We start from the raw sequence: 24409 nt of genomic DNA on the forward strand, positions 1-24409 counted from the left end.
GCTTGTCTTGGCACGCCAGCAGCGGTGTCTCCACGTAACGATGCAAATCCAGGTGCGTTCGATGGCCTGGCTGTGACAGAGGACGGGGGCCGCCGGTGCCCCGTCGTACAACCGGACCGTGGGCGAGCATCTGTCGCCCCTTGAGGAATTGACCATGTTCGAACTGCGAGTCTTGAGTGGTCTGCACCGAGGTGCGGCGTTGCCGCTGGTTGGCGAGCAATGGGTGGTCGGGGCGGCCGAGGATGCCGACCTGGCGCTTTACGATCCGGGCATCTGTGGGCGTCACGTGGGCCTGCGGCAGGTGCAGGGCCAGTGGCTGCTGGAACTGCTGGAGGGCACGGTTTGCGATGGACAAGGCCAGCCCTGGGCTGCGGCCGAGCCCTTGCAGAGCAATGCCCCATTTGCCGTGGCAGGCGTCTGGCTGTGCCTGGCCCCGGCCGATCAGCCTTGGCCCGAAGAGGCGGCGCTGGATGACGCCGCGCACTTGGCGGCGGAACGGGAAACCCTGAAGCCCGCGACACGGCCGTCGTGGCCCAAGCGCCTGGCCATTGCCGCAGCGGTGATCACCGTTGCCTCCAGCGCCTGGGCCTTTACCAGCCAGCCGGCGCAAACCGTGGCGCGCAGCCCGGCCCAGCAGCTCAAGCAGAGCAAGGTGGCCTTGGACAATGTCGAGGCGGTCCGCCTGGAGCTTGATCGCATGCTCCAGGAACGTGATTTGGGCGCCGGTGTGCGGGTCGAGAGCCAGGGCGACCGGCTGGTCCTGGTGGGCGAGTTGCCGCGTCAACGCCTGGCGATGGTCGAACGGCTGATCGAGCGCTTCCACGACCGCTACGAAACGCCGGTCGGGATCACGGCCAACGTCAAGGAACGGCTGACGAAGCTGCCGTTTCAGATCGCCCAGATCGTGGGCGGCAAGCATGGTCATGTGGTCACGGCCGATGGACGTCGGTTGTTCCTGGGTGACCAGATCGATGGCCTGCGCTTGACTGCCATCGACAGCGGCAAAGTCACCTTCGAGGGCGACCAACGCTACGAGGTCACTTGGTGATGACGCAGGCGGCCATCGCGCGACTGGAGGCCTGGGAGGCCGGGCAATTGGCGCACTTGCGTCGCTTCGCGCCGGTCATGGTGCGCGGGCGGGTGCAGCGGGTCAGCGGCATCTTGCTGCAGTGCCGACTGCCGGGGGCGCAGATCGGCGACCTCTGCCGGGTCGAGCGCGACACACGCGAGCCGCTGCTCGCCGAGATTGTCGGCTTCGACCAGCACGATGCCCTGCTCAGCGCCCTGGGCGGCCTGGAGGGGATCCGGGTCGGTGCGGCGGTGGAGCCGCTGGGCATGCCGCATCGGGTGTGCGTGGGACCGGAGCTGCTGGGTCAGGTGCTGGATGGCTTCGGCCGGCCCCTGTTGGACGGCGGGACGGGGGCGTTCGCCGGCCCGCATGTACTGCATGCCTCGGAAGTGATTGGCGAGGCGCCTGCACCCACCGCACGACCGCGTATCCAACGGCCCTTGATGACCGGCGTACGGGCCATCGACGGCCCGCTGACGCTCGGTGAAGGCCAGCGTGTGGGGCTGTTCGCCGGCGCCGGTTGTGGCAAGACCACGCTGTTGGCGGAGATTGCCCGGAACGTTGACTGCGATGTCATCGTGTTCGGCCTGATCGGCGAGCGTGGGCGCGAACTGCGCGAATTTCTCGATCATGAGCTGGATGATGAACTGCGGGCCCGCGCGGTGCTGGTGTGCGCCACCTCTGACCGCTCCAGCATGGAACGCGCCCGCGCGGCATTCACCGCCACGGCATTGGCCGAGGGTTTCCGGGCCCGGGGCCAACGCGTGCTGCTGCTCATCGATTCGCTGACCCGATTCGCCCGGGCCCAGCGTGAGATCGGCCTGGCCGCTGGCGAGCCGTTGGGGCGCGGTGGCTTGCCGCCGTCGGTCTACGGCTTGCTGCCGCGTCTGGTCGAGCGGGCCGGCCTGACCAACGAGGGCGCTATCACCGCTTTTTATACGGTGCTCATCGAGCAGGACTCCATGAACGATCCCGTGGCGGATGAAGTGCGTTCGCTGCTCGACGGTCACATCGTGCTGTCACGCAAGCTCGCGGAACGCGGCCACTACCCGGCAATCGATGTGCTGGCCAGCCTGTCGCGAACCCTGGCCAACGTGGCCGAGGCGGAGCACCTGCGGGCGGGCATCAATCTGCGTCGATTGCTGTCGGCCTATGAGCAAATCGAATTGATGTTGCGCCTGGGCGAATACCAGGCCGGCGCCGACCCCTTGACCGACCTGGCGGTGGAGTCGCGAGGGGCCCTGGACGCCTTTCTGCGCCAGGACCTGCGTGAGCCGGAGCCGTTTGCGTCCACGCTCGCCCACCTGCAGCAGTTGACCGCTTATGTCCCGGGCTGATCTGGACGCCCTGGCGCCGATACGCCGCCACCGCGAAGCGCAAGCCGAGCGGGCGTGGCGCCAGCAGCGTGAGCTTTTGCGTGAGCGTGAAGCCGCGGTTGCCGCCGCGCGCGCGCAGATGCAGGCGACTCGTGAGCAGCAGGTGGTGCAGCGCGAGGCGTTGTACGGCGAGCACCGTGGCCGGGCGTTGAGCGTGTGCGAACTGAACGCCTGGAGTACCCAGGAACGTCGTTTGATCGGCGAGCTGGCCGAGCAAGCGCGGGCAGTGCAGGCACTGGACGATGAACAGGCGCAACAGGCACAGCACACGGCCGCTGCCCAGCAGCAGCTACAAGGGCGTCGGCGAGATCTGGAAAAGCTCAACGCAATGATGGAGTGCCTGGTGGAGACCCCCAGCGATGAATGAACGCAGCGTGCGCGGTGCGCCGACACCGCACGGCAATCCCTCGGCGACCCCCGTCCGGCATCCGCCGCGGGCGTATGAGCAACCGCCTGCCCAGGTGAGCCGGGCAAGCCGTCCGGCGGCACGCGAGTCCGCCCCTGCCACCGGGCGTGACCCCGACATGACGGCAGGAAGCAGTGACGGTTACTGGTTCCGCCAATGGGTCGATGCGCCACGGGGCGGCACGCAGGATGACAGCGCCGGCACCGGTTCGCTGTCGGGCCTGGTGAATCTTCCGGGCGGTGAAGAGGAGGCGTTTGTCGACCAGCTCACGCCACGCTTGCGTGCCACGCTCGACCAGCAATTGGACCTGTTGCTGCATCTTCCCAACCTGGGCCGCATAAAGGTATCCGCCCGGCGGCTAGGCGAGGCGTGCGGGTGGGACATCGGCCTGAGCAGCGAAAGTGCCGACGTACAGGCGCGGCTGTCGAGTCGATCCGGGCGTCTCGAAGAGGCACTGACCCAAAGCCTGGGCCAGCCGGTGAGCGTGCGTGTGGCGCGGGAAGAAGAGGTTAGCGCGACATGACAGTCCATGCATTGGCGCTGCCGACTGTAGGCAGCGAGGACGCCACCGCCCGGCGACTATTGGGAATTGGCGTCCGGTTGCCCTTCGAGGTGGCGGGCGAGGCGGGCCTGCTGGAACTGACCCCGGGTGGCACCGCTGGGGGGACGCCGTGTGTGCTGGCGTGTGCCCATGGTGTCTTTACCCTGGACGAGCCCGGCGCGGTGCTCAGTCTGTTCGGTGAATGCCCGGTGGTCCTGCCTGCCGAACCCGGACCGGATGACGCGTGGTTCTGGTCGCTGTTCCAGCAAACCCTGGGCGAGCCCCTGCGCCAGGCATTCGGTTTTATCAAACCAGCGGCCGGGCCCGCGGTGCAGGGCATTGCCTGCCGGCTCGACGTGAGGGTGGGCGCGGCCCGCGTCACGAGCCATCTGGAAATGACCGGTGCGACCCTGCTGGGGCTGCTTCGCGCTACGCCTTGGCAGCGGCCGGCAGCGCCAGGGATCGCGGGCTTCGTGCTGCATGTTCCGTTGGAACTGGGACACCTGGCGCTGGCCGCCGGGCAGTTGGCGACGTTGCGCCCCGGTGATGTGTTGGTGCCGCAAACCGCTCTGTTCGATTCATCCGGCCAAGGGCTGATTCGCCTGGGCCGGCATTGTTTGCAGGTGCGGGTTCACAGCCGTGCCGCGCCGTTGCGCCTGACCTTGCTCGCTCTGGAGGAGACCGTTATGAGCACCACCGCCGACACCGACATCCTGACGCCGGACTGGGACGATAGCACCGGCTACGAACCTGACGCCCAAGCCGCCGAGGCGGCCGAGCACCCGGAGTCGGCCTATGCTGCCGCTGACACCGAGGAAGCGCCGATGACGGAGCCGGTCGCGGCCGAAGTCCCCGAGCGCTTCGACGACCTGCCGCTGGCGCTGACGATACGCTGCGGTCATTTGCAGCTGACCTTGGGCGAGCTGCGCAATCTGGCACCCGGCGCGGTGCTGCAAGTGCAAGGCGTGGCACCGGGGACAGCGGCGCTGTTCTATGGCGAACGTGCCCTGGCCCATGGCGAGCTGGTCGAGGTCGATGGCCGGTTGGGCCTGCAAATCGCTCACGTGGATGTGGCTGGATGAGCTTCCAGGGGGTCGACCCCTTTCTGCTGGCGCTGTTCATTGGTGGGATTTCGTTGGTCCCCTTGCTGCTGATCATCTGCAGCGCCTTTCTCAAGATAGCCATCGTGTTGACCATCACCCGTAACGCCATCGGCGTGCAGCAGGTGCCACCCAATATGGCCTTGTATGCCATTGCCCTGGCCGCGACGCTGTTCATCATGGCGCCGGTGGGCCACAACATCGCCGAACAGCTGAAAGAACGGCCGTTGGATTTCAGCAATACCGAGGCGTTGCAAGGTTCTGCCTTGAACGCGATAAAACCGTTGCAGGCCTTCATGTCGCGCAATACCAACCCGGACATCCTCGCCCACTTGCTGGAGAACACCCAGCGGATGTGGCCCAAGGAACGCGCCGAGCAGGCCAGCCGCGATGACCTGATGCTGCTCATCCCGGCCTTCATGCTGTCGGAGCTCGAGGCCGGCTTCCAGATGGGATTCCTGATCTATATCCCGTTCATTGTCATCGACCTGATCGTGTCCAACCTGCTGCTGGCGCTCGGCATGCAGATGGTCGCGCCCATGACCATTTCGTTGCCGCTCAAGCTGCTGATTTTTGTCCTCGTGCAGGGCTGGACGCAATTGCTCGACAGCCTCTTCTATTCCTATCTTTGAGGATGTGCGATGGACGCGCTGACGTTGTTTAAGGAAGGCATGTTGCTGGTGGTCCTGCTCTCCGCGCCGCCCTTGATCGTGGCGGTGATCGTCGGTGTACTGACCTCCCTGGTGCAGGCCTTGATGCAGATCCAGGACCAGACCTTGCCCTTCGGCATCAAGCTGGTGGCGGTCGGGCTGACCTTGCTGGTCACGGGGCGCTGGATCGGCGTGGAGTTGCTGGGACTGCTGCGCCGGGCATTCGAAATGATGGCCAACACCTGATGACGGCCCAGGCTTTCGGCCCGTATTTCGACTTGCTGCTGTCGATCGCGCTTGGCATGGCGCGCATTTACCCGGTCGCATACCTGGTCCCGGTATTTTGCTTCCAGCACCTGCGAGGCTTGCCGCGCCATGCTGTCGTGTTTGCCCTGGGCATGTTGCCGGCGCCGGGTATTCGCCAGGCGCTGATCGACGCCCAGGTCAATTGGCTGTCGCTGGCCGGGTTGATGTTCAAGGAGCTGGTGCTGGGCTTCTTGCTCGGGGTGCTGCTGGCGATGCCGTTCTGGTTGTACGAGTCGGTGGGTGCCTTGCTGGACAACCAGCGCGGTGCGCTCATTGGTGGCCAGTTGAACCCGGCGCTCGGCAGCGACACCACGCCCCTGGGCCTGCTGTTCAAGGAGATGACGATCTTGCTGCTGGTCACCACCCTGGGCATTGGCACTTTGACCCAGGTGATCTGGGACAGCTACCTGGTGTGGTCGCCCACCGTTTGGTTTCCATTGCCTGGCGCGGACGGCTTCGGCGTGTTTCTTGGGCTGCTCGGCGAAATGTTCATGCACATGATGCTCTACGCGGCGCCCTTTATCGGCTTGCTGTTGCTGGTGGAGTTCAGCCTGGCGTTGCTCAGCCTGTACAGCCCGCAATTGCAGGTGTTCGTCCTCGCCATGCCGGCCAAGAGTCTGATCGGCCTGGGCTTCCTGCTGTTCTACCTGCCCACGCTGTGGGATGCGATGACCGGCCGTCTTGGTCGCTATGGCGAAATCCGGCATCTGCTGCACCTGTTGTTGCCGTCACCCTGAAGGAGGGCTTCGGGCATGAGCGAAGACAGTGGAGAAAAGACCAAGCGGGCGACGCCGAAGAAGATTCGCGACGCGCGCAACAAGGGCCAGGTCGGCCAAAGCCAGGACTTGAGCAGCCTGCTGGTGCTTGCGGCGATCACCGAAGTGGCGTTGACCCAGGCCGACGACAGCATGCAGGCCTTGGGAGACATGGTGACATTCCCGCTGCATCGGCTGGATGTCGATTTCGTGCGTGCCTTCGAGGAGACCTTGGCTCATGCCGGTGGCGTGTTGCTCAATTTCACCTTGATGACCGTGGGGTTGGCGATCGTCACGCGCCTGGTGGCCGGTTGGATACAGTTCGGTTTCCTGTTTGCCCCCGAGGCCCTTCAGCCCGACCCGAACCGCTTGAACCCGATGAACCAGGCCAAGCAGATGTTCTCCGGCCAGGCGCTGATCAACCTGTTCATGGGGCTGGTCAAGGCCGTGTTTATCGGCACCGTGATTTATCTGGTGACCCTGCCTGCACTCGGGTCGTTGATCAATCTGGTCAACGGCGACCTGAACAGCTATTGGCGCGGGCTGGCCAGCCTGTTTCGGCACATCATGCACATCTGCCTGGGCGTGTTGCTGGTGCTGGCGCTTCTCGACTTCGGCCTGCAGAAATATTTCTTTGCCAAGCGCCTGCGCATGAGCGAGGAAGAGGTGCGCAAGGAGTTCAAGGAAATGGAAGGCGACCCCCACGTAAAAATGCATCGCCGCAGCTTGGCCCGGCAATTGGTCGACCAGCCCGTCAACAAAGAGACCAAACCGGTGGAAGACGCCGACATGCTGGTGGTCAACCCCACCCACTTTGCCGTCGCGCTGTTGTATCGCCCCGAGGAAACGCCGCTGCCGCAGTTGATCGTCAAAGGTGTCGATGCCGAGGCCCGGGCGCTGATCGAGCGGGCCAAGGCGGCGCGGGTTCCGGTCATCCAGTGCATCTGGCTGGCGCGCACGATCTACCGTGAAGACGTCGGCGCTTATATCCCTCGGGAAACGCTCCAGGCGGTTGCCCACATTTATCGGGTGTTGCGCGAACTGGATGACGAGGCCAAGGGCGAGGTCATCGAGATTCCGGAGTTGAACCAGCGTTGAGGTCGATGGAACCGATGCACATGCGCTTGCCACTCAGGGAATGAGCCAGGCTCGTCCGGAGGATACCGGCCTGCCGACAGTGCCCACCACACAGACATCGACTCGTGGAGGATTCCCATGCCCGAACCCAGACCCCTGACGAGCCCCTTAGGGGGCACAGGTGCCCTGCGGGGTACCGACAGCTTATCGCCATCGCGCTCACCCTCGCTGAGCCAACGACCCCGTGAGGCGCAGCAGCGCCAAGGCACCCAGAGCCTGCATGATCGGGGACGTTCTTCCTCGACACCACCGGCGGTGCATCAGCGCGGCCGCACCCGAACGCGAGACACCAACCACACGGCGGCACCGAATGACACGCAACCGCTGGATGACGCGCAAACGCCCAGCCGCACACCGGACTCTTTCATGAGCGAGATGGAAACCCGTCAGAAGCAGTTGATGGAAAAGCAGTTCCAGCTGCAAATGGGCATGGAGGAACGCCAGAGCGCCATGTTGCTCGTTAAAAGCTCCGCCGACATGGCCAAGCTGATGAGCGATACGGTGACGGAGGTCACCAAGGGCTTCATGGACAGCGCAAGGAAAGTCATGCAGGAGGGTGGCGAGGCGATGAAGCTTCGATAAAGCGATGAGCCTGCATAACCCTGTGTAGGAGCTGTCGAGTGCAACGAGGCTGCGATCTTTTCAAAGACACTTGAATCTCAAGCGAAAGATCAAAAGATCGCAGGCTTCGCCAGCTCCTACAGAGTCCCGCGGTAGTAATTCCAGGCCACGAGTGCCTATCCCAATCGGGTGCGGCTCATGTTGAGCGACGCCGGACGCGGACCGCCCGGCGTTGCAGGCACCGCCAAGCGCGCCCGAACGTCGCCGACCTGGGCGATGAAGCCGACGACCCAATGGCAGAACCGCGCCTCGTCAAGCATCGCCAGCGGACAGTGGGCACACAGGCGAACGCTGCCCTTATCGTCCAGGGCCAGCCAGCTGCCGCCGAGCAGATCCAAGCGAAAGTTGAGTTCCAGCAAGCGCTTGTGCAAACCGGGCGCGTGGGCAGGTACATCGATCGAGCTATGGAGGATGGCGACATCGCCGTGATCGGGCAGCTCGATGACCACGGCTTCGCGGTTGCTCGCGTCATACAGCGCGCACACGCCACCTTCCAACTGCAAGTCCGCATGCAAATGTTCCGCGAGGGCCGAGATCAAGCGCTGGGCAAGCGGTGCGACGGTCATGGAAAACCTCCCTGAATAAAGCCTGTATGAATCACTGTGTTTTCCTCAATACGTGGCTGAGTAGTCGTCGAGGTCTTCCAGGCCCAGCAGTGACAATTGCCGGGATTGGATTTCATCGAGCAGTTCAATGGATATCGACGAGTCCGGCAGCGCCTGCCAGACCACGAGTGCTCGCTGCGGATCAAGAAATACGAACAACTGCGCGTAGTCGGTCGGGTGGGCGAAACGCCGTTCGAGGGCATGCTGGATCTGGTTTGCACGCAGCGCCTGGCTTTGTATTTGTAAGGCGAGCCCCACGCTGTGAGGCTCGCGTCGCAGACAGAACTCAATGCCTGGGGCTATTTCCCAATACGTTGCGATGCCGGCGATGATGTTCTTCTGGAAGGCCTGGCGAGTGCTTACGCTGTGTACCGAAAAAGACATAGCGTTTCAGTTCTCCAATGGGACGACCGAATGGTCCAGTGGGTGTTCGGGGGAGCCAAGGCCGCCGCGCATACCGGGTGACCACCAGATCACCAGCCGACCGTTGTCCGGTTCGGCGCGGCTGCAGGCATCGCCCTGGCAACCCGAGCGGTTCGCGCAGCCGGCGAACACCGGCAGGCTCAGCAATAAAACGAGCAGCAGTGGCGTGCGACTCATGGCAGGGTCCTCGCGCTGGTTTGCAGAAGAGAAGGGCGCTCGCCGCCTGGCGTGCGCGTGGGTTGTTTCATGACCACGAACACTTCCGTTTCCTCGCCGGGCTCAAGCCACACCTTCGGCCAGGCGGAGGTGGCCAGGGTCCAGCGACTGCCGCAGCTTGCCTCGTCGAAACGCAAGCGCCGCTGATCGTCGTTGCGTATCACGCCCACGGCGATGCCGTAATCGGGGCCGGCGAACCATTGGGCCCGGGCGGCGTCCAGCGATAGCCCGGGTTGCAACGCGCACAATGTGTCGGGCGAATAGGGAATCGATGGGGCTTGCTTGAACGTGGCCGGAATGTTGCCGTCGGCGAGTTGGGCGAGCACGTCGCTGACCTCGATACGACCGACGGGGCGGGTGCCGTTGCGACGCTCTTCCAGGCGGGCCATGGCGCTGTCGACCTGTTCGCGGTCAAGGGCGGAGATGTAGCGGGCCGGGTCGACCTGGTCACCGATCAGGCGCGGCGTCAGGATGAACACCCGCTCGCGGCGACTGGTTTCGCGGGTGGTCGAGGAAAACAGCAGCGGCCCGATCAGCGGGATGCGACCCAGCCATGGCACCCGTTCGAGGTTGTCGCCGGTCTCTTCGGTATGAAAACCGCCTACCACCAATGACCGGCTTTCCCCCATGACAGCCTGAGTGCTGACTACGCCCCGGCGCACGCTGGGCGTCTGCTGGCCGACCTCCGAGGGTTCGATACGGCCGTCCTCGATGTCCAGGGACATCTGGATCTGGTTGCGGCCCCCGGTCTCGATGGCATGGGGCACGACCTGCAAGCTGGTGCCTGCCGTGATGGGTTCGACAGTGGCTACACGCTCGCCGATGGCCGAGATGTACTCGGTCCGGCTGAAGTCGATGACCGCCGGCTGGTTCTCCAGGGTCAGTACCGACGGGTTCGCCACCACCGAGGCCAGGCCACGGCCCTCCAGGGCCCGCAGTTGCGCGGAAAAATCGCCGTAGTCCTGAATGAACACCGTCGAGCTGGCGCCAGGTCGAATCATCGAGGCGCCGCCGATCAGGTCGCCGCTCTCGACGTTCCAGTTCGAGGCCAGCTCGGCCAGTTGGGTGCGGTCGATGTCGAGGATGATCGCATCGATCTCCACCAGCTTGCGCGGCACGTCCACATCGCGAATCAGCGGCGTGTAGATTTCCCGTCGCTTGGGCGCGTCGTAGATGAGCACCGCGTTGTTGCGCACGTCGGCTTCGACGCGGATCTTGCCCCGACCGCCGCCACCGCTGTTCGCGCCGGACGGTACGCGGCTGGTGTTTGGACGACCCATGCCGTTCATTGCCAACTGTTCGATATTGCCCATGGTCATGGACTGCTGGTTCTGCATGTTCTGGAACGACGCCTGGGGCGAGGCTGTCTGCATGCCCCCCGACACGGCGCTGCGACTTTCCAGCAAACCTTTCAGGATGCTGGCGACCCCGGGAATGACCAGCGTTTCTCCGCGGTACTTGACGTTGCGGTCGGCGGCGGTGGCATAGCGCAGCGGGAAGCTGATCACTTCCTGCTTCTCTTCGGGTGTCTTGCGCACTTCGGCAAACTGCGCCACCAGGCGCACGTAGCGCTCCGGGCCAGAGACCAGGACCACGCCTTCGTCGGGCAATTCACCCCAGCCGAAACGCGGGTCCAGCAGGCCGATGTCGGTCAAGGCCTGCTTCATGTCCGGCACGGCATCGGCGGATACTTCCAGGCGCGTGGAGTCCTGGTTCTGCAAGGGGCTGACGTACAAGGTGTTGCCGTACATGAACCACTGGAAGCGATTTTCCAGGCCGAGCCTGTCGAGGAACGCCTGGGGACTTTCGGCGCGCATCCGGCCGTCGACGGTGCCCTTCACGGCGCCATCGATCACCAGTTGCACCGCGAAGGTATTGGCGAAGTCGCCGAGTACCTTGGCCAGCGGCGTGTTTTGGGCGTCATAGGCGTAAGGCGTATTCTTCCAGTCGGTCGGGACTGCCGCCTGTGCCGGCAGGCTCGCACCCAGGGCACCGGTCAGCGCCAGTGCGATCAGCGAAGGTCCCGTCCAGCGGTGTGCGATCAACTGGCGAAGGTGTACTTTGCCTGCGGTCATCAAGCGGTACGGTGCAAGCCACCTGTTAGGCATGACGGATTCCTGTTCCGAGCAAGTGAGAGTGCGAGAGGCGTCGCGCCACTGGCGCGGCAACGGCTCGTTGGTCTTTATTGAGAATCGATTGCCAGGTGTCACGCTGGTTGAGCAGTGCTTCGAGCACCTCGATCAAGTCGTCGATGTGCCTGTCCGGCGGCAGTTGCGCCAGTAGCCACAACCGGCCGTCTTGTGGCGAACGGGCCAGCGCGCCGGGAAATCGCGAGAGGCTTGGGTGCGCCAGCCGAAGCAGGTCTTCCAGAGCCACCTCGCGTGTCGCCGGGACGCTCAGCTCGACCGATACCAGCAGGCCCTCTTCGAGCTTGCTGAACGTTGCGTCGCCATCGTCGATGACAACGGTGAAGTGCTCCGGGCCATCGACGATGGCGCTCCAGCGGGTGAGCTGTGTGCGCAGCTCATGGCATTGCATCGATGATCGCCTTGGCGAGGTTGTGATGGGCCGTGGTCTGTTGAGTGGCGGCGTTCACTGCGACGGACATGCCGTTCATGCTGGTCACGAATGAGTGCATGTCGTCGAGTGACTGACTTTCTGCTGCGTTCATCGCAGCGTTGTTGACGTTGTCGGTCGCGCGTTGGAAGTAGGTGTCGAGGCGGCGCTGGACGGCATCGGCGGAAGACATGGGCGGTTCCTCTGGGCTAGGCATGTTCACGGTGTGAGTGGTGGGTATGCCGTTGGCGGTTCCGCGCGGATGAGGAAAAAAACTGACGGGGTGATGGTGGCCTTAGTATCCGGACAGGATTTCTTTGACCGGGTACATATCCGTTGCTGCGGTAACGGCTGCTTAGGGTTCCGCCCTTACGGCGGGTCACTTTTTTCAGACGCCAAAAAAGTAACCAAAAAGGCTTTGCCCCACCACTCGGTGCCTCGCCTAGGCTCGGCATGCCCGAACGAAGGCATTGCTCCGTGGGCCCGCCGCGAAGGGCCATCCATGGCCCGCGGCTACCTCGGCATCCATGCCGAGGTGCCCACTACGCAATGCCTGCGTTCGGCCATCGTGGTTAACGGGGCGCCGAGATCAACGTCCGCCGCGAGGCGGCCTAGTAGCCGACCTGGCTCTCCCGGTCGTACACCCATCAGATTTGTGGGAGTAAAGCTTGCTCGCGAGGCGGCCTGACAGCCGACCTGGTTCTCCCGGTCGTACTTCGATCCATTTGTGGGAGCGAGCTTGCTCGCTCCCACAGTTTTTTCCGGGTTGTTCACAGGCATCGCAGTCACCCCAAATCCCCTGTGGGAGCGAGCTTGCTCGCGATGGCGGAGGGTCAGCTTGCGGTGATGTTTTGTGGTTCGGGCAGGCGCAGGGCCTCGACGGCGGTGGGCCAGTCGAGCTGGTATGTACCGCCTGGTGTTTCCAGCTTCAGTTGATGTCGTTCCATGTCGGCATCGGCCACTGGCGTCCAGGGGCGTCGGCTGTCGGTGCCCAGGCTCCGGGTCAGGCTTGCCAGGTCTTCAGGATGACAGCGAAGGGTGGCGCTGATCGGGTCGTCCTGACGCGACGCCAGTTGGCGGACGAGCGCATCGATGCGTGCCTGCTGCGGGACCTCGTTCAACAGCGTCCCCAGGGCCTCGTTGACCAAATGTGCAGCACTGCTCTCGATCCGCTCCCACATGGCTTGACGCTGGGTGTCCCATGCGGCGAGCAAGGTTTCGGCCTTTTCCCAGAATTGCGCTTGAGCCTCGAGCACGGTCGCGTCCGCCTCTGCGTTGGCGCGTTCAAGCAATTGCCCCGCCTGCGCCTGGGCCTGTTCGAGGACGACCTGTGCGCGGGCACAATCAACCAGGGTTTCGCGCGCGATGTAGGGCTGCGACAGGCCCTGGCCATCGGGGCGCAGTTCAAGCGAACGCCGAGCGAGCATCGTGTCTCTCCGTTTGGATAGGGGCCGAGGGTGCCAGGCTTTGCTCAGCTTTCCAGCAGGCGGACTGCCAAAGCGTGTTCAGCTTGGCGGCTGGCGGTTGAGGGGCTGGCGCCGATTCGATGGCGATGATTCTGTCGCGTGGGAACGCCAGGCGCGCGCGTTCCCAGGCCCGTTCGTCCAGCCATGCGCGCAGCAGGGCGAGTGGATCCTGGTCTTGTTCGAGCCAGTGCCCCGGGCGCAGGGCTTTGGCGGTGCGCTCGCACCAGGCCCGGTCCTGCACCGAAAGTGCCTGTGTTGCCGTTAACGGTGCGCAAGTGCTCGCCACCAATTCGCAGGCAAGGGCCAAGGTCCGGGGCGTGCCGCAGAACAGCGATTGCAGCGCCGGGCTGGGTGGTGGTGGCGTGCATGGCGTCATACCGAAGCTGTGGGCAAGCGCGGCATGTTGCCCTCGGGCGAGGACTTCGATCTGTGGCGCGGTCAGCAGGCCAAGCGCCGGCGAATACCAGCCCCGGTCTGCTTCGCGCCACGCGAGGTTCCACCAGCGAACCCATGCAATTTCCGCCGTCATGCGGCGGTCCCGTTACTGTCGGGTTTGGTCCCCGGGTTTTTCACGGCGAACAGCCCAGGTGTCGCGCTGCTTTGGGGGGCGGCGGGCGTCCTGGCTGGTTTGCTGAACTTGCGATCGAGAAGTCGTGGCAGCACTAACACGCCTTGGCGCCATAGCCGGTAGAGGCCATACAAGACGCCCATCAGGATGGCAAGCAAGGTGATGCTTGCCGTCACGGTCACCGCCCGCCAATAGCCGATGTCGTCGGCTTGCATGAGGAACGGGCCGAAATACGCCATCTTGCGCCGCTCCTGATACGGTGCGGCGGGAACGAAGACCACCGATAATTTGGTCGGGTTCTGGGTAGCATCGGCCATGCCGGGGATCCCGCTGGCGACCAGGTTGCGCACGCGTGGGGTAATGCTGTCGGGGTCCAGGGCATTGGTGTGCTTGATAAACACCGAGGCCGATGCGGGTTGGACCGGCTCACCCGGGGCCACCCGCTCCGGCAGGACCACATGGACCCGGGCGAGCACCACGCCATCGATCTGTGAAAGCGTCGACTCGAGTTCCTGGGACAGCGCATAGATGTAGCGGGCACGCTCTTCCATCGGCGTGGAAATGACCCCTTCCTTGCGGAAGATCTCCCCCAGGCTGGAGCGTGAGCGACGCGGCAGGCCGGCGGCTTCAAGTACCTGGACGGCGCTGTTCATGTCGGCAGGCTCGACCAGTACGGTCAGCCCGTCTTTATCGACCTGCTTGCTCGCTTCCACGTTCTTGTTCGCCAATTCGGCGATCACTTCGTTGGCATCCTGCTCGGAAAGATGGCTGTGCAGCGCCGTCCGTTCATCGCAACCGGTGAGCAGCAGACACAGCAACAGTGTTGAGAATGCGCGCATGGACATGACCGGCTTTCCCTTTACTGAAGATTGGTGAGCTTCTCGATTGCCTGGGAGCCCTTGCTGACGATTTTCGCGGTCATCAGGCTTTCCAGGTGAAAGGATGACAACGAGCGGTTCGACTGCAGCATGTCTTTCGGGTCGGCGGTGCGGATGGCCTTGAGCATGTCCCGGTTGGCGCGATCATCCAGTCGCTGCAATTCGCCGGAGCGGCTCGACAACGAATCGATGATTCTTGCGGCGACATTGTTTTCACTGTCCGGGGCGGGGGCTTTGTCGCGCATTTGCGCGTTGAACCAACTGACATCGCTGGTCTCGGCGCTCGCGTGTGGCTTGGCGCTGGTTTTGGCAGCGGTGGAGGCGAGGTTGCTGGGGTCGATGGCTTGTACGTCCATGGCGTTTCTCCTGTTTCAAAGGCTTGCTTCAAAGTGTCAGTTTCAAAGGGCGGGTGCCTTCAGGCGCACATCAGCCTCAAGACGTTGCGAGCGCTACCGGTGACGCTCAGGTGAAACTCGATTTCCTCCCGGTTGCGCCGGGCACGCTGGCGCAGCGGGGGCTGCTGGCCGGCCAGGCGGGCAAGGGCGAAGTCCAGCTCTTCCAGGGCAAGCTGGAACAACCGGGTTTCGCGAGCATCCAGCGCTGTGCCGCGGGCAATGCGTTCGGTCCATGTCCAGCGTTCTGCGTCGGGGGGCGTCGGTGGGGGATAGCGCGCCGGGTGCTGGTCCATGAACGCGGCGATCTCGAACAACAGGTCCTGGTCGTCTGGTTCATACCGCGCCTGGCCGTCACCTTCCTCGATGTCCAGCAGCGTCAGCAGTTTCCTGCGGCCCAGGACCGCGATTATCTTGAGCAGCAGCGACAGGCTCGCGTCATGACGACTGCGCCGCGTGGCGTGATCGCCCTCCATCTCCCAGGCGCCGAACAGCGCGCCACAGAAGGGGTTGTTGGCATTGCCGAAATCACTTTGGCTGTCGACATCGTTGTCACCGATGGGCTGTCGGCGATGGGCGAACATCTGCGCCAGATCGTTGAACAGGTCTTCATTGGAATAGGCATCATCGATGTCGACGTCGAGATTGGAACCGGTGCCACCGTTGATCTCCTCCAGGATGTCTTCCAGGACCAGTCGCAAAGGGTCGTCGGTCTCTGCGGCCAATCTGTCCTGGGGGCTGGGCCAGCCGAACCGCGACTGTCCGCCCGTCGAACCGTGTTCGGCGCCCCACTGGACGAGCGACTCCCTCAATCGGTCGCCGGTCCCGTGCAGTGCCAGATGCTCGGCGACCACGTTCGCCAGGCCCGGCGGGGTCGGGGCGGGGCGCCGCGTGGACTCGTCATGGGGCAGGTCTCTCTGGGCACGAAGGCTGTCTGGCAAGTCGATGTGCATAGGGGCCTCCTCGCATCGCGCTTGAAGTTACCCCGCCGGAGCGGGGCTGAAGCGAGAGGGTCAGAATCGTATGTTTTTCGAGGCCTCCCCCATGGCGGTGATGGCTTTGGTTGCGGTGTCCATCGACCCTGCCGCGATTGCGTTCATGGTGTCGGCGACCAGTTTTTTCTGGTCGAATTGGGATTTCATGGTTGTCATCGCAGCCGAGGTCGCATCCATCTGCTGCATGGCAGCCGTGGAAGCGGCGAGAGAAGCTCCACCAAAACTCATAGTCGTATCTCCGGGTTGTGGAATGGCAAGACGATCGTGAACGTCTCGATGGTTAAGTGGCGACCGTTGTGTAAACGGTTCCACCGATCCCACTCAACTCGTCGATATTTGCAGGCACTTCATCCGGTAATACAGCGTGCGCCGGGCGATACCCAGTTCGGCGATGACCTTGTCGATGCAATGATGGTGGCGGCGCATGCAGTCCTCTATGAGGATTTTTTCGAACTGCTGCAGGTGCTCTTTCAACTTGAGCGTCGAGCTGTTGTGTTCCAGTTGCTCGGCGCGGGGCAGTGCCGGCAAGCCGAGCACGTATCGTTTGGCGGCGGATTGCAGCTCGCGGATGTTGCCAGGCCAGGCGTAGCCGAGCAGTTGGCGCAACAGCGCTGGCGACGGTGCGACGTAGGGCCGGTCAAGTACCTGGGCCTCCCGGCGCACCAGCGACTGGAACAGCGGCACGATGCGCTCCTTGCGGCTGCGCAGTGGAGGCAGCTTGAGGCTGATGATGTTCAGGCGAAAATAAAGGTCCCTGCGAAACTCACCACGTTCGACCATTTCCCCCAGAGGGCATTGGGCGGAGGCGATCACTCGCATGTTCACCGGGATGCTCTGGGTCGAGCCCAGGCGCTGGACCGTCCTGGATTCCAGGACTCGCAGCAGCTTGGCTTGCAGGCCCAACGGCATGCTGTCGATTTCGTCCAGGTACAGCGTGCCGTTATGCGCGGCTTCGACGAACCCCGCGCGATTTTGGTTGGCCCCGGTAAACGCGCCGGTGTTGGCCCCGAAAAGCTGGCTCTCGGCGAGGGTTTCGGGAATGGCGGCGCAGTTGATGGCAACGAACTTGCCGGAGCAGCCGGACATGCGATGGATCTTTTCTGCCAGCGTGTCTTTACCGGTACCCGTCTCGCCGCGCAGCAACACGTCGATCATGAGCGGAGCGACGCTTTGGACGAACGCCTCAAGATTGAGGGCATCTTCTTTATAGGGATTGGAAAGTGCAGCGCATAGCAGCTTTTGCATCACTGACGATTCCATTTCTTGTTTGGTTAGGAGGGTCGACAAGTTGAACGATGAAAAGGCGTGTGAAACTTCCTCTAGTTAGCGCCGCCGCGCGACTGCACTGGTAATGAACATTTTGCTGGTCACGAGGTTTAGAGAAGAGATTAAAAAAAAGTTCATGCTGGCACGGCCGCTGTTAATCGATTCAGCTAAACGGTCAACGGAGCTCAATTGCCCTGCACAACCCGTCTGGCATGGGGCACAGGCCGAAAAGGATCGGTAATGGCGCCGTTTGGAAAAATTGGATCCGACAAACGGTTCAGCCCAAGCCCTTACTTTGAGCAAGAGCTCTAAAAACAAACACTAGGCATAACTTAGTGGCGTCAGCCTAGAGGCGGCTGACAATACGTGTTGTAGTTAATTCGTCAGTTTGAAACCGACCATGGGCAATAACAGCCGACCGCCAACGTGTGAGTCGCACTAACTTCCCTGCCGACACTCAACGCCTCGAGAATCGGCTCGATGAAGCTGTTGCTCGAGTTGCAGGTCAGGCCTTCGCTGTAGGGGCCGAAGTACGCCAGTTTGCCGCTGCGATCCCAGATCGCCACGGCTGGGCTTGCAGGAATCTGGCTTGAACCGGGGAGCGCCGGGAGGCTTTTCAAGTGGCTCAATGTGGCCGGCAGTTGACCTTGGCTGCCGGCTTTTTGTACCGCATAAAACTCGACGCCTTGCGGTACATATTTATCGACCAGCTCGGCAAGGTGTTGCTGGTTGCCGACATTGCACGGGCACGCCGGGTCCCAGAAATGCACCAGGCGTATTGCGCCGGGTCCGGCCAGATCGGCAGGCAGGCGCAGAGGGTCGCCGGAAAACACCGCGGTGTGTTGGCTGAAAGCCCGCAGGAAACGGCCCTGGAACCAGTCGTAGGCCATCCACAATACGACGGCGCATCCGAGGGCGAGCAGGCTGGCGAGCAAGGTCGTGCGGTGGGACGGGCGCATGGAGTCGATCCTCTGAAGCCGCGTAGCTTGCCATGCCTGCCGCGACAGATGAATATCGCAGGCTTACAAAGTCTGTTTCGCGCGATGCGCCTATGCCTGGAAATCTTGATGCCTGCCACTTTCGACCCCGATCTCCTGCGTGCCAGCCTGCAACCGCTGGCCCAGTGGCAAGCCCTGTCCGAGCAAGCCCAGGCCTACCAGCGGTTCTATGGCCTGGACTTTCCCCAGCGCAGCGTGCGCAAGGGGTTGGGGCGTTTCGAGGTGGCTGGGTATGAGCTGGTCAGCCAGGTCTGGTGGCCGGAAAAGGCCGTGGCGACCTTGTTTGTGTTCCACGGTTACTACGATCACATGGGGCTGTATCGCCATTTGATCGAGTGGGCCCTGGAGCAGAAGTTCGCGGTGATCGCCTGCGACCTGCCGGGCCACGGGCTATCCAGTGGCGAGCGCGCCAGCATCGGGGATTTTGCCGAGTACCAGGCCACCTTGCAGGGCCTGTTGGCCGAGGCCGGTACGTTGGACCTGCCGCAACCCTGGCATCTGTGCGGGCAAAGCACCGGCGGGGCGATCGTCGTGGATCACGTGCTCAACCAGGGCGCACAGAGCCCGGCGCAGGGCCGGGTCATCCTGCTGTCGCCCCTGGTGCGGCCGCGTGCCTGGGGCTGGTCGCGCCTGAGTTATTACCTGCTCAAGCCCTTCGTGAGCGGTATTGCCCGACGTTTCAGCGAGAACTCCACCGACCCGGACTTCCTGCCCTTCCTGCAAGCCGACCCGCTGCAACCCCTGCGCCTGCCCACCGCCTGGGTGGGTGCATTGGGGCAATGGATCAAGCGTATCGAAGCCGCCCCGAGCAGCCCGCGCCAGCCATTGATCGTGCAGGGGCAGGCGGACATGACGGTGGATTGGGTGCACAACCTGCAAGTGCTGCGCAGCAAGTTCGATCGGCCGCAGGTGTTGATGTTGCCCGAGGGACACCATCATTTGGCGAATGAGGCGCTGGCGTTGCGGCAGGAGATGTTTGGTTTTCTGACGAAGCGGATGAGCCGGGTTCGGCGGTGACTGGGTTATTGCTATCGCGAGCAAGCTCGCTCCCACAGGGTATTGAGCTGCTAGATCCAATGTGGGAGCGAGCTTGCTCGCGATGGCGGCGCTGAACTACTGTCCGAGATTCTGCCCCACCGCCAACCCCGCCCGAATCGCCGCCAGGGCTGCTTGATAATAAGCTTGGCCCTCGGTCGATTCGGCGAAAGTGGCGAACTCTTCCAGCTCGGTATCCGTCAGGTCACGGTAGACGTACAGCAGCGTGTTGTTCAGGTCCGCGCCGATCTGTTCCATTAACCGCTGGCGCTGGCCGTTGAGCATGCCCTGGGCCTGGCCACCGCCCAAGAGTCCCGGGATCATCGAACTCAGGCTGTCGGCCGCCACGCCGGCGATCGCCAGGCTGACTTCGGCGCCGGCCTCGCGGGCGGGCAGGGCCTGGGCCAGGTGGCCGATGATCAACAGGCGGTTGTCGCTGGCTGGCATCTTCGGCAGGCCCTTGGCGTTTTTCGCCAATTGATCACGCCGGGTCGCCAGCAACTCGGCCGCGACGACCTTGCGACCCAGGGGTGATTGGAAAAAGCTCAGGGCCGGGCTGGGGTCACGCAGATTCTTGCGCATCTGCGTCTCGGCCCGCTGGTCCATGGCCTGGGGGGCGAAACGTTGATTGCTGTTGTTCACCAGGGCCTGGAACACCGCCGGCGGCAGGCTGCTCTGGTAGCGCTGCTGGGCGGCGCTCAAGGCGTCATTGAAATGCGCCCGCTGTTCCGGCCAGCCGGCGACCTTGTACAACTGGTCGTAGCTGTCTGCCCAGGCGGGCAAAACGCAGAACATCAACAGTGAGAAAAGCAAACGGCGCATAGGGACTCCTGTCAGCAGCCGACTATTCTCCGTGGGGTGTGGGGTCTTGTCGAGAATTCGTATCAAGTTCGTACGGCGGTGCTATTTGACGCAGCGAACCCGCTGCGTGGCGCTGTCGGTTTTGTAGGCACAGGCATACTATGCGCGCCATGCAAATACCTTCTGATCACTCGCTGCTGTTACGTATCGTCGACGACCTGGCCGAGCACGGCTGGTCGCAGCAGAACCTCTTCCTGCCGGATGCGCTGACCCGCGCCCTGGCGGCCGAATGCCGCCAGCGGGCCGCCGAGGGCGAACTGGCCCCGGCAGCGGTCGGGCGCGGGCCGTTCTCGGAGATCCGCGAAGGGATCCGGGGAGATCACATCCAATGGATCGAACCCGGCCAGGCGCAAGCCTGCGACCATTACCTGGCGCTGATGGACAGCCTGCGCGAGGCGATGAATCGCGGGTTGTTCCTGGGCCTGGAAGACTTCGAAAGTCACTTTGCCCTCTACCCACCCGGCGCGTTCTACCTCAGGCACGTCGACCGCTTCCGCGATGACGACCGGCGCATGGTGTCGGCGGTGCTCTACCTCAATGACGAATGGTTGCCGGAATACGGCGGCCAGTTGCGCATGTACCTGGACGAAAGCCTCGAACAGGACGTGGTGCCCATTGGCGGTTGCCTGGTGGTGTTCCTGTCGGGGGACATTCCCCATGAAGTACTGCCGGCCACGCGCGATCGCCTGTCCTTGACCGGTTGGTTCCGCCGTCGCGGCAACGAGTTGTTCTGAGATGGAAAAGATCCTGGTCAGTCGCTGCCTGCTCGGGCATCGCGTGCGTTACGACGGCAGTGCCAGCGGGCCGTTCAATCAACTTCAGCAGTGGCTCGACGAAGGTCGGATCGTGCCGCTGTGCCCGGAAGTCGCCGGCGGCTTGCCCACGCCTCGGGCGGCGGCGGAGATTCCTGGCGGGCAGGGCGGGCAAGTGCTCGACGGTCAGGCGGCGGTAATCACCACCGACGGCGAGGATGTGAGTGCGCAGTTCCTGTCGGGCGCGTATCAAGCGCTGGAACGGGTGCGTGAACACGGCATCCGCATCGCCGTGCTCAAGGCCAACAGCCCGTCGTGCGGCAACCTGTTGACCTATGACGGAACGTTCAGGGGTGTGAAGGTCAGCGGCGAAGGCGTGACGGCGGCGTTGCTCAAGCGGCATGGCGTGAAGGTGTTCAGTGAGTTGGAGTTGCCTGAAGCGGCGGCGGCCCTCAAGGCCCTGAGCAACGAGTAACCTTGAGCCGCGCAGTTCTCAGCGGCAAGGAACTCTCTGTGGGAGCAAGGCTTGCCCGCGATACAGACGCCTCGGTCTCTGAAGGACCGCATCGATTTCATCGCGGGCAAGCCTTGCTCCCACAAAATCGCTTGCTACTGGGTTATAGCTGCTCAGCCAACTGCTCAATCAGCTCCTGGCGTTCTGCCTGGCTCAATCGCGGTTGAGTATTCAGGGATGACCATTGCGGATGCGCCCGCGCCTTGTTCAAGGCTTCGGGTAGCTTGCCCTCGCGCCAGGTCTTGTCCTGGGGCGTGGCGATGCGGATGCTGTCCATTGCCGCATGGCCGCGCTGGTTGAGGGCTTGCAGCAGTTGGCGTTGGCGCAGAGCCAACAGGCGCAGCACGCTGTCGTCCACCGTCAATTCCCGTTGCCCCTTGAGCTTGCCCATCAGCCGGTTGCCATAGCTGCGGGCCGTTTGCAGGGTGCCGCCGACAATGGCCCCGGCCAGGGCAGCGGCGCCAAGGGTCAGGCCGCCCACCAGCAAATCGACGCCGGCCCCGGCTGCTGCGCCCGCCGCGATCCCGCCACCGACGCGTACGCCCAGTTGCTTGAGGGTCTCGGGGTTGAACAGGTCATCGCCCCAGCGCCCGTCGAGCAGCGGCAGATCGCTGGCGGCGGCGTCCTGGGGACGAAAAGCGTAAAGCTTGAGCAGGGCCTCGACGCAGCGCTGCTCGCGCTGACGCACCGCGTTGCGCAGTTCACTGATGGCCTCGCGTTCCAGTTCGGCGTCGCTGGCGACGCTGCGTCGGCAGGCGGCGCAGTCGATCAGCAGTTCGGCGATCAAGCGCGCCGCGCTCTGCTGGCGGGCCAGGCGTTGGGCCTGTTGATCGGCGACCAGGCGTTCCAGTTGCCCACGGGCGCTTTCCAGCAACAGCGCGAGGCTCTCATACAGACGTCGCTCGCCGTCCTCGGGCGGGGCGACGCTGTCAAAACGTACCAGGGCGTGCAGCCCCAGTCGTGCCAAGGCTTCGCGCCAGTCGAGCTCGCGATGGTGGGCGCTGCTGACGAAATTCAACACCGGCAGCAGCGGCTTGCCACAACTGGCAAGGACTTCCAATTCATCGCGGTACTTGGCCAGCACCGGCTCCCGGGCGTCGATCACATAAAGCCCGGCGTCGCTGGCGAGCAGTTGCCGCAGCACTTTGGCTTCCTGTTCGAAGCGTTGCCGCGCCTCGCTGCCCTCGAGGAAGCGGGCCAGGCGCGCCGGACCGTCGAGGCGTTCGCCAGGTCGCTCAAGGCGCTCGAGGTAATCAAGCAGGGCGATGGCGTCCTCCAGGCCCGGCGTGTCGTACAGCTCCAGCAGCGCTTCGCCGTCCACCGACAGGCGCGCACCTTCGACATGCCGGGTGGTGCTCGGGCGATGGGACACTTCGCCGAAGCCGACGTCGCGGGTCAAGGTACGCAGCAGCGAGGTCTTGCCTACATTGGTGTGGCCGACCACGGCCAGCTTCAGCGGCTTAATGGGCTCAGTCATGGCCGGTCTCCAGCCAGTTCAAGGGCATGCAGTCGGCGAAGGGCAACTGCAACTGTTGCAGTGCGGTGTGCCAGTCGCCCAGGCGCTCGGCGTCCAGCGCTTCGCCGGGCGGCGCCTGCAACAGCCAGACGCGGGTGGCGCTGGCGCTGCGGGCCAGCTCGGCGATCAGCGCCAGGCTGCCGCGGTCCGGTGAACGGCGTGGGTCGCAGGCAATTGCCAGGCGTGCCGGCGGAAAGCGTGACAGTTGTTCGAGGAGTTTGTGGCGCGATTCGCGGCTGTCGAGAATGCCGGCGCTTTTCACGGTTTCGGGCAGCTTGGGCGGCCAGGGCCGATCGTCCAACTCGATTGCCACCAGCAGCGCGCCGTCGCTGTTCATGGCACTGACAGCACTTTCAATGGGATTCAATTGCGCGGGGGCAGCGTCGTTGACGCCCAGTCGCTCGCTGCTGGGCATCAGCCGTTCACGCAATTGGGCGTAGCCCGGCAGGTTCAGGTCCAGGCGCAGGGTGGCGCGGCCGCGACGCCAGCGCCACAGGCACAGCAGTGCCAGGCCCAGGCGCGGCAACAGGCCATAGACCAGCAGCACACCGATCAGCCAGCCAGCCCAGGCCTGGCGCGCGCTCTCGATGTTCAGGGCGGCATCGCCACTGGCGCGGATCATTTCCACCGTCGGCACGCTGAAGCCCAGCAGGGCGGGCAGCGCGCCGAGGGCCTGGGTCATGGCGACGAAGGTCTCGCCGCCGAGGATGGTGGTTTCCCAGACGAAGCCATAGCGCCGGGTCGCCATCAGCAGCAGAACGATGACCAGCGCGCTGAGCATCGCCAGCAGCCACAGGCCATTGACCAGCACGCCGAGGGCCCAGCGATTGAGTTTGTGCCGTTGCAGCAACAGCAGCAGGGCCGGCGCCAGTTGGGCGGCCTTGGCGTCGCGGGCGAATTTTTCGCTGAGCCACAACCACAGGCGTGCCAGCGTGGCACCTTGCTCGCCAGCGAATATCAGGCCCAGGGCCCAGCCGATGAGCAGGATCAGGTTCAGCCCCAGCAGACTGCCCAAGGCCCAGAACACATTGACCGGTGCCTGCCCGTTGCCAAGTGCGGCAAAGCCCAGGCCGGCGCCGCTGATGACGGCGAGCAGCGCCAATGCGATCAGCGCCAGGCGCGCCCCTTGCAGCCAATGGCGCAGGGCCTCGGTGAGGCCATCGCGCTCGGCCAGCCAGCGGGCACGGTGGCGGATGCGAGTGGCTAAGTCGCCGCCGGCTGCACGGGCCAGGCGATTGGCTTCCTGGTCCTCGAGCGGGCCGGCGTGTTCTTCACGCAGGCGTATCGTCTCGGTCAACCAGAGGTTTTGCAGTACTGTCACGAGTGCTTCCGTTGCTCGAATGAGGGTTGAGCATAACCGCTGTGATGCCTGTCGGGGTACGCCGAGCCTCTGGTATCCTCGCGGCC

Annotated in this window: 30 protein-coding genes; 13 read left to right on the plus strand and 17 right to left on the minus strand. The window is 63.8% G+C overall.

The genetic code is table 11. The features are described from left to right. Positions 1–154 precede the first annotated feature (154 nt). The 10 genes from KGA89_RS17215 to KGA89_RS17260 all read left to right on the plus strand — a co-directional run bounded on the left by KGA89_RS17215 (position 155) and on the right by KGA89_RS17260 (position 7922). Positions 155–1048 (plus strand): FHA domain-containing protein, encoded by an 894-nt coding sequence (locus KGA89_RS17215; RefSeq protein WP_003206613.1) that lies wholly within the window; start codon positions 155–157, stop codon positions 1046–1048. Continuing rightward, the gene (locus tag KGA89_RS17220; protein WP_013694489.1) at positions 1048–2406 is read left to right on the plus strand and encodes a FliI/YscN family ATPase; all 1359 of its coding nucleotides are present in this window, start codon (positions 1048–1050) and stop codon (positions 2404–2406) included. Before KGA89_RS17215 ends, KGA89_RS17220 begins: the two co-directional genes overlap by 1 nt. Continuing rightward, entirely contained in the window at positions 2393–2812 is a 420-nt protein-coding gene (locus tag KGA89_RS17225) for a YscO family type III secretion system apparatus protein (protein ID WP_038859698.1), read from the plus strand. Before KGA89_RS17220 ends, KGA89_RS17225 begins: the two co-directional genes overlap by 14 nt. Beyond that, positions 2805–3374: a type III secretion protein gene (locus KGA89_RS17230; RefSeq protein WP_223472109.1), complete on the plus strand. Its 570-nt coding sequence runs from the start codon at positions 2805–2807 to the stop codon at positions 3372–3374. Before KGA89_RS17225 ends, KGA89_RS17230 begins: the two co-directional genes overlap by 8 nt. Then, positions 3371–4474 (plus strand): type III secretion system cytoplasmic ring protein SctQ, encoded by a 1104-nt coding sequence (sctQ, locus tag KGA89_RS17235; RefSeq protein WP_003206607.1) that lies wholly within the window; start codon positions 3371–3373, stop codon positions 4472–4474. Before KGA89_RS17230 ends, sctQ begins: the two co-directional genes overlap by 4 nt. After that, positions 4471–5124: a type III secretion system export apparatus subunit SctR gene (sctR, locus tag KGA89_RS17240; protein ID WP_014340722.1), complete on the plus strand. Its 654-nt coding sequence runs from the start codon at positions 4471–4473 to the stop codon at positions 5122–5124. Before sctQ ends, sctR begins: the two co-directional genes overlap by 4 nt. Positions 5125–5133: 9 nt before the next feature. Beyond that, positions 5134–5388: a type III secretion system export apparatus subunit SctS gene (gene sctS, locus KGA89_RS17245; protein ID WP_003206603.1), complete on the plus strand. Its 255-nt coding sequence runs from the start codon at positions 5134–5136 to the stop codon at positions 5386–5388. Further along, on the plus strand, positions 5388–6185 hold the full coding sequence (sctT, locus tag KGA89_RS17250) for a type III secretion system export apparatus subunit SctT (RefSeq protein WP_003206600.1): 798 nt from the start codon (positions 5388–5390) through the stop codon (positions 6183–6185). Before sctS ends, sctT begins: the two co-directional genes overlap by 1 nt. Before the next feature lie 15 nt (positions 6186–6200). Beyond that, positions 6201–7301, plus strand: coding sequence for a type III secretion system export apparatus subunit SctU (gene sctU / locus KGA89_RS17255; RefSeq protein WP_027912905.1), 1101 nt, complete (start codon positions 6201–6203; stop codon positions 7299–7301). A gap of 117 nt (positions 7302–7418) precedes the next feature. Next, a complete protein-coding gene (locus tag KGA89_RS17260; RefSeq protein ID WP_223472110.1) occupies positions 7419–7922 on the plus strand; it encodes a type III effector in 504 nt (167 codons plus the stop codon). 155 nt (positions 7923–8077) lie between these two features. On the opposite strand, the gene KGA89_RS17265 is transcribed toward KGA89_RS17260, so the two are convergent. From KGA89_RS17265 to KGA89_RS17330, 14 genes are all read right to left on the minus strand, one after another. After that, entirely contained in the window at positions 8078–8527 is a 450-nt protein-coding gene (locus KGA89_RS17265) for a type III secretion system chaperone (RefSeq protein ID WP_223472111.1), read from the minus strand. A 45-nt stretch (positions 8528–8572) separates the two neighbouring features. After that, positions 8573–8950: a hypothetical protein gene (locus tag KGA89_RS17270; RefSeq protein ID WP_003206593.1), complete on the minus strand. Its 378-nt coding sequence runs from the start codon at positions 8948–8950 to the stop codon at positions 8573–8575. A gap of 6 nt (positions 8951–8956) precedes the next feature. After that, entirely contained in the window at positions 8957–9166 is a 210-nt protein-coding gene (gene hrpT / locus KGA89_RS17275) for an HrpT family type III secretion system protein (RefSeq protein ID WP_003206591.1), read from the minus strand. Continuing rightward, a complete protein-coding gene (sctC, locus tag KGA89_RS17280; protein ID WP_223472112.1) occupies positions 9163–11313 on the minus strand; it encodes a type III secretion system outer membrane ring subunit SctC in 2151 nt (716 codons plus the stop codon). Before sctC ends, hrpT begins: the two co-directional genes overlap by 4 nt. Next, positions 11306–11743 (minus strand): type III secretion system chaperone, encoded by a 438-nt coding sequence (locus KGA89_RS17285; RefSeq protein ID WP_223472113.1) that lies wholly within the window; start codon positions 11741–11743, stop codon positions 11306–11308. Before KGA89_RS17285 ends, sctC begins: the two co-directional genes overlap by 8 nt. Further along, entirely contained in the window at positions 11730–11954 is a 225-nt protein-coding gene (locus KGA89_RS17290; RefSeq protein WP_003206585.1) for a type III secretion protein, read from the minus strand. Before KGA89_RS17290 ends, KGA89_RS17285 begins: the two co-directional genes overlap by 14 nt. A 640-nt stretch (positions 11955–12594) precedes the next feature. After that, positions 12595–13188 (minus strand): type III secretion system stator protein SctL, encoded by a 594-nt coding sequence (sctL, locus tag KGA89_RS17295; protein ID WP_003206583.1) that lies wholly within the window; start codon positions 13186–13188, stop codon positions 12595–12597. After that, entirely contained in the window at positions 13166–13756 is a 591-nt protein-coding gene (locus KGA89_RS17300) for a hypothetical protein (protein ID WP_223472114.1), read from the minus strand. The genes sctL and KGA89_RS17300 overlap by 23 nt, the downstream gene beginning before the upstream one ends. Then, the gene (gene sctJ / locus KGA89_RS17305) at positions 13753–14640 is read right to left on the minus strand and encodes a type III secretion system inner membrane ring lipoprotein SctJ (RefSeq protein WP_013694482.1); all 888 of its coding nucleotides are present in this window, start codon (positions 14638–14640) and stop codon (positions 13753–13755) included. The genes KGA89_RS17300 and sctJ overlap by 4 nt, the downstream gene beginning before the upstream one ends. Positions 14641–14654: 14 nt before the next feature. Further along, positions 14655–15029 carry a type III secretion system inner rod subunit SctI gene (gene sctI / locus KGA89_RS17310; RefSeq protein ID WP_003206577.1) on the minus strand — a complete coding sequence of 125 codons (375 nt, stop codon included), beginning with the start codon at positions 15027–15029 and terminating at the stop codon, positions 14655–14657. Positions 15030–15088: 59 nt separating this feature from the next. Continuing rightward, on the minus strand, positions 15089–16018 hold the full coding sequence (locus tag KGA89_RS17315) for a type III secretion protein (RefSeq protein ID WP_223472115.1): 930 nt from the start codon (positions 16016–16018) through the stop codon (positions 15089–15091). A 60-nt stretch (positions 16019–16078) separates the two neighbouring features. Further along, positions 16079–16288 (minus strand): hypothetical protein, encoded by a 210-nt coding sequence (locus tag KGA89_RS17320; RefSeq protein ID WP_003206573.1) that lies wholly within the window; start codon positions 16286–16288, stop codon positions 16079–16081. Between the two features lie 93 nt (positions 16289–16381). Then, positions 16382–17305: a sigma 54-interacting transcriptional regulator gene (locus KGA89_RS17325; protein WP_223472116.1), complete on the minus strand. Its 924-nt coding sequence runs from the start codon at positions 17303–17305 to the stop codon at positions 16382–16384. 404 nt (positions 17306–17709) lie between these two features. Further along, a complete protein-coding gene (locus tag KGA89_RS17330; RefSeq protein ID WP_223472117.1) occupies positions 17710–18285 on the minus strand; it encodes a DUF6436 domain-containing protein in 576 nt (191 codons plus the stop codon). Between the two features lie 108 nt (positions 18286–18393). Between KGA89_RS17330 and KGA89_RS17335 the strand changes: the two genes are divergently transcribed. Next, the gene (locus tag KGA89_RS17335) at positions 18394–19341 is read left to right on the plus strand and encodes an alpha/beta hydrolase (RefSeq protein ID WP_223472118.1); all 948 of its coding nucleotides are present in this window, start codon (positions 18394–18396) and stop codon (positions 19339–19341) included. A gap of 96 nt (positions 19342–19437) precedes the next feature. Here the strand turns inward: KGA89_RS17335 and KGA89_RS17340 are convergent, their stop codons facing one another. Continuing rightward, entirely contained in the window at positions 19438–20181 is a 744-nt protein-coding gene (locus KGA89_RS17340) for a hypothetical protein (RefSeq protein WP_223472119.1), read from the minus strand. Positions 20182–20321: 140 nt separating this feature from the next. Between KGA89_RS17340 and KGA89_RS17345 the strand changes: the two genes are divergently transcribed. Beyond that, complete coding sequence (locus KGA89_RS17345; protein ID WP_223472120.1) at positions 20322–20954, plus strand: 2OG-Fe(II) oxygenase; 633 nt, start codon at positions 20322–20324, stop codon at positions 20952–20954. A gap of 1 nt (position 20955) precedes the next feature. After that, positions 20956–21447, plus strand: coding sequence for a DUF523 domain-containing protein (locus tag KGA89_RS17350; protein ID WP_223472121.1), 492 nt, complete (start codon positions 20956–20958; stop codon positions 21445–21447). Positions 21448–21589: 142 nt separating this feature from the next. Here KGA89_RS17350 and KGA89_RS17355 read toward each other — a convergent pair whose 3' ends face one another. Then, positions 21590–22963: a GTPase/DUF3482 domain-containing protein gene (locus KGA89_RS17355; RefSeq protein ID WP_223472122.1), complete on the minus strand. Its 1374-nt coding sequence runs from the start codon at positions 22961–22963 to the stop codon at positions 21590–21592. After that, positions 22956–24323 carry a DUF2868 domain-containing protein gene (locus tag KGA89_RS17360; RefSeq protein ID WP_223472123.1) on the minus strand — a complete coding sequence of 456 codons (1368 nt, stop codon included), beginning with the start codon at positions 24321–24323 and terminating at the stop codon, positions 22956–22958. The genes KGA89_RS17355 and KGA89_RS17360 overlap by 8 nt, the downstream gene beginning before the upstream one ends. Between the last annotated feature and the right edge of the window lie 86 nt (positions 24324–24409).

Origin of the sequence: Pseudomonas sp. A-RE-22, from assembly GCF_019956035.1 — a bacterium.
GTDB classification, from domain to species: domain Bacteria; phylum Pseudomonadota; class Gammaproteobacteria; order Pseudomonadales; family Pseudomonadaceae; genus Aquipseudomonas; species Aquipseudomonas brassicacearum.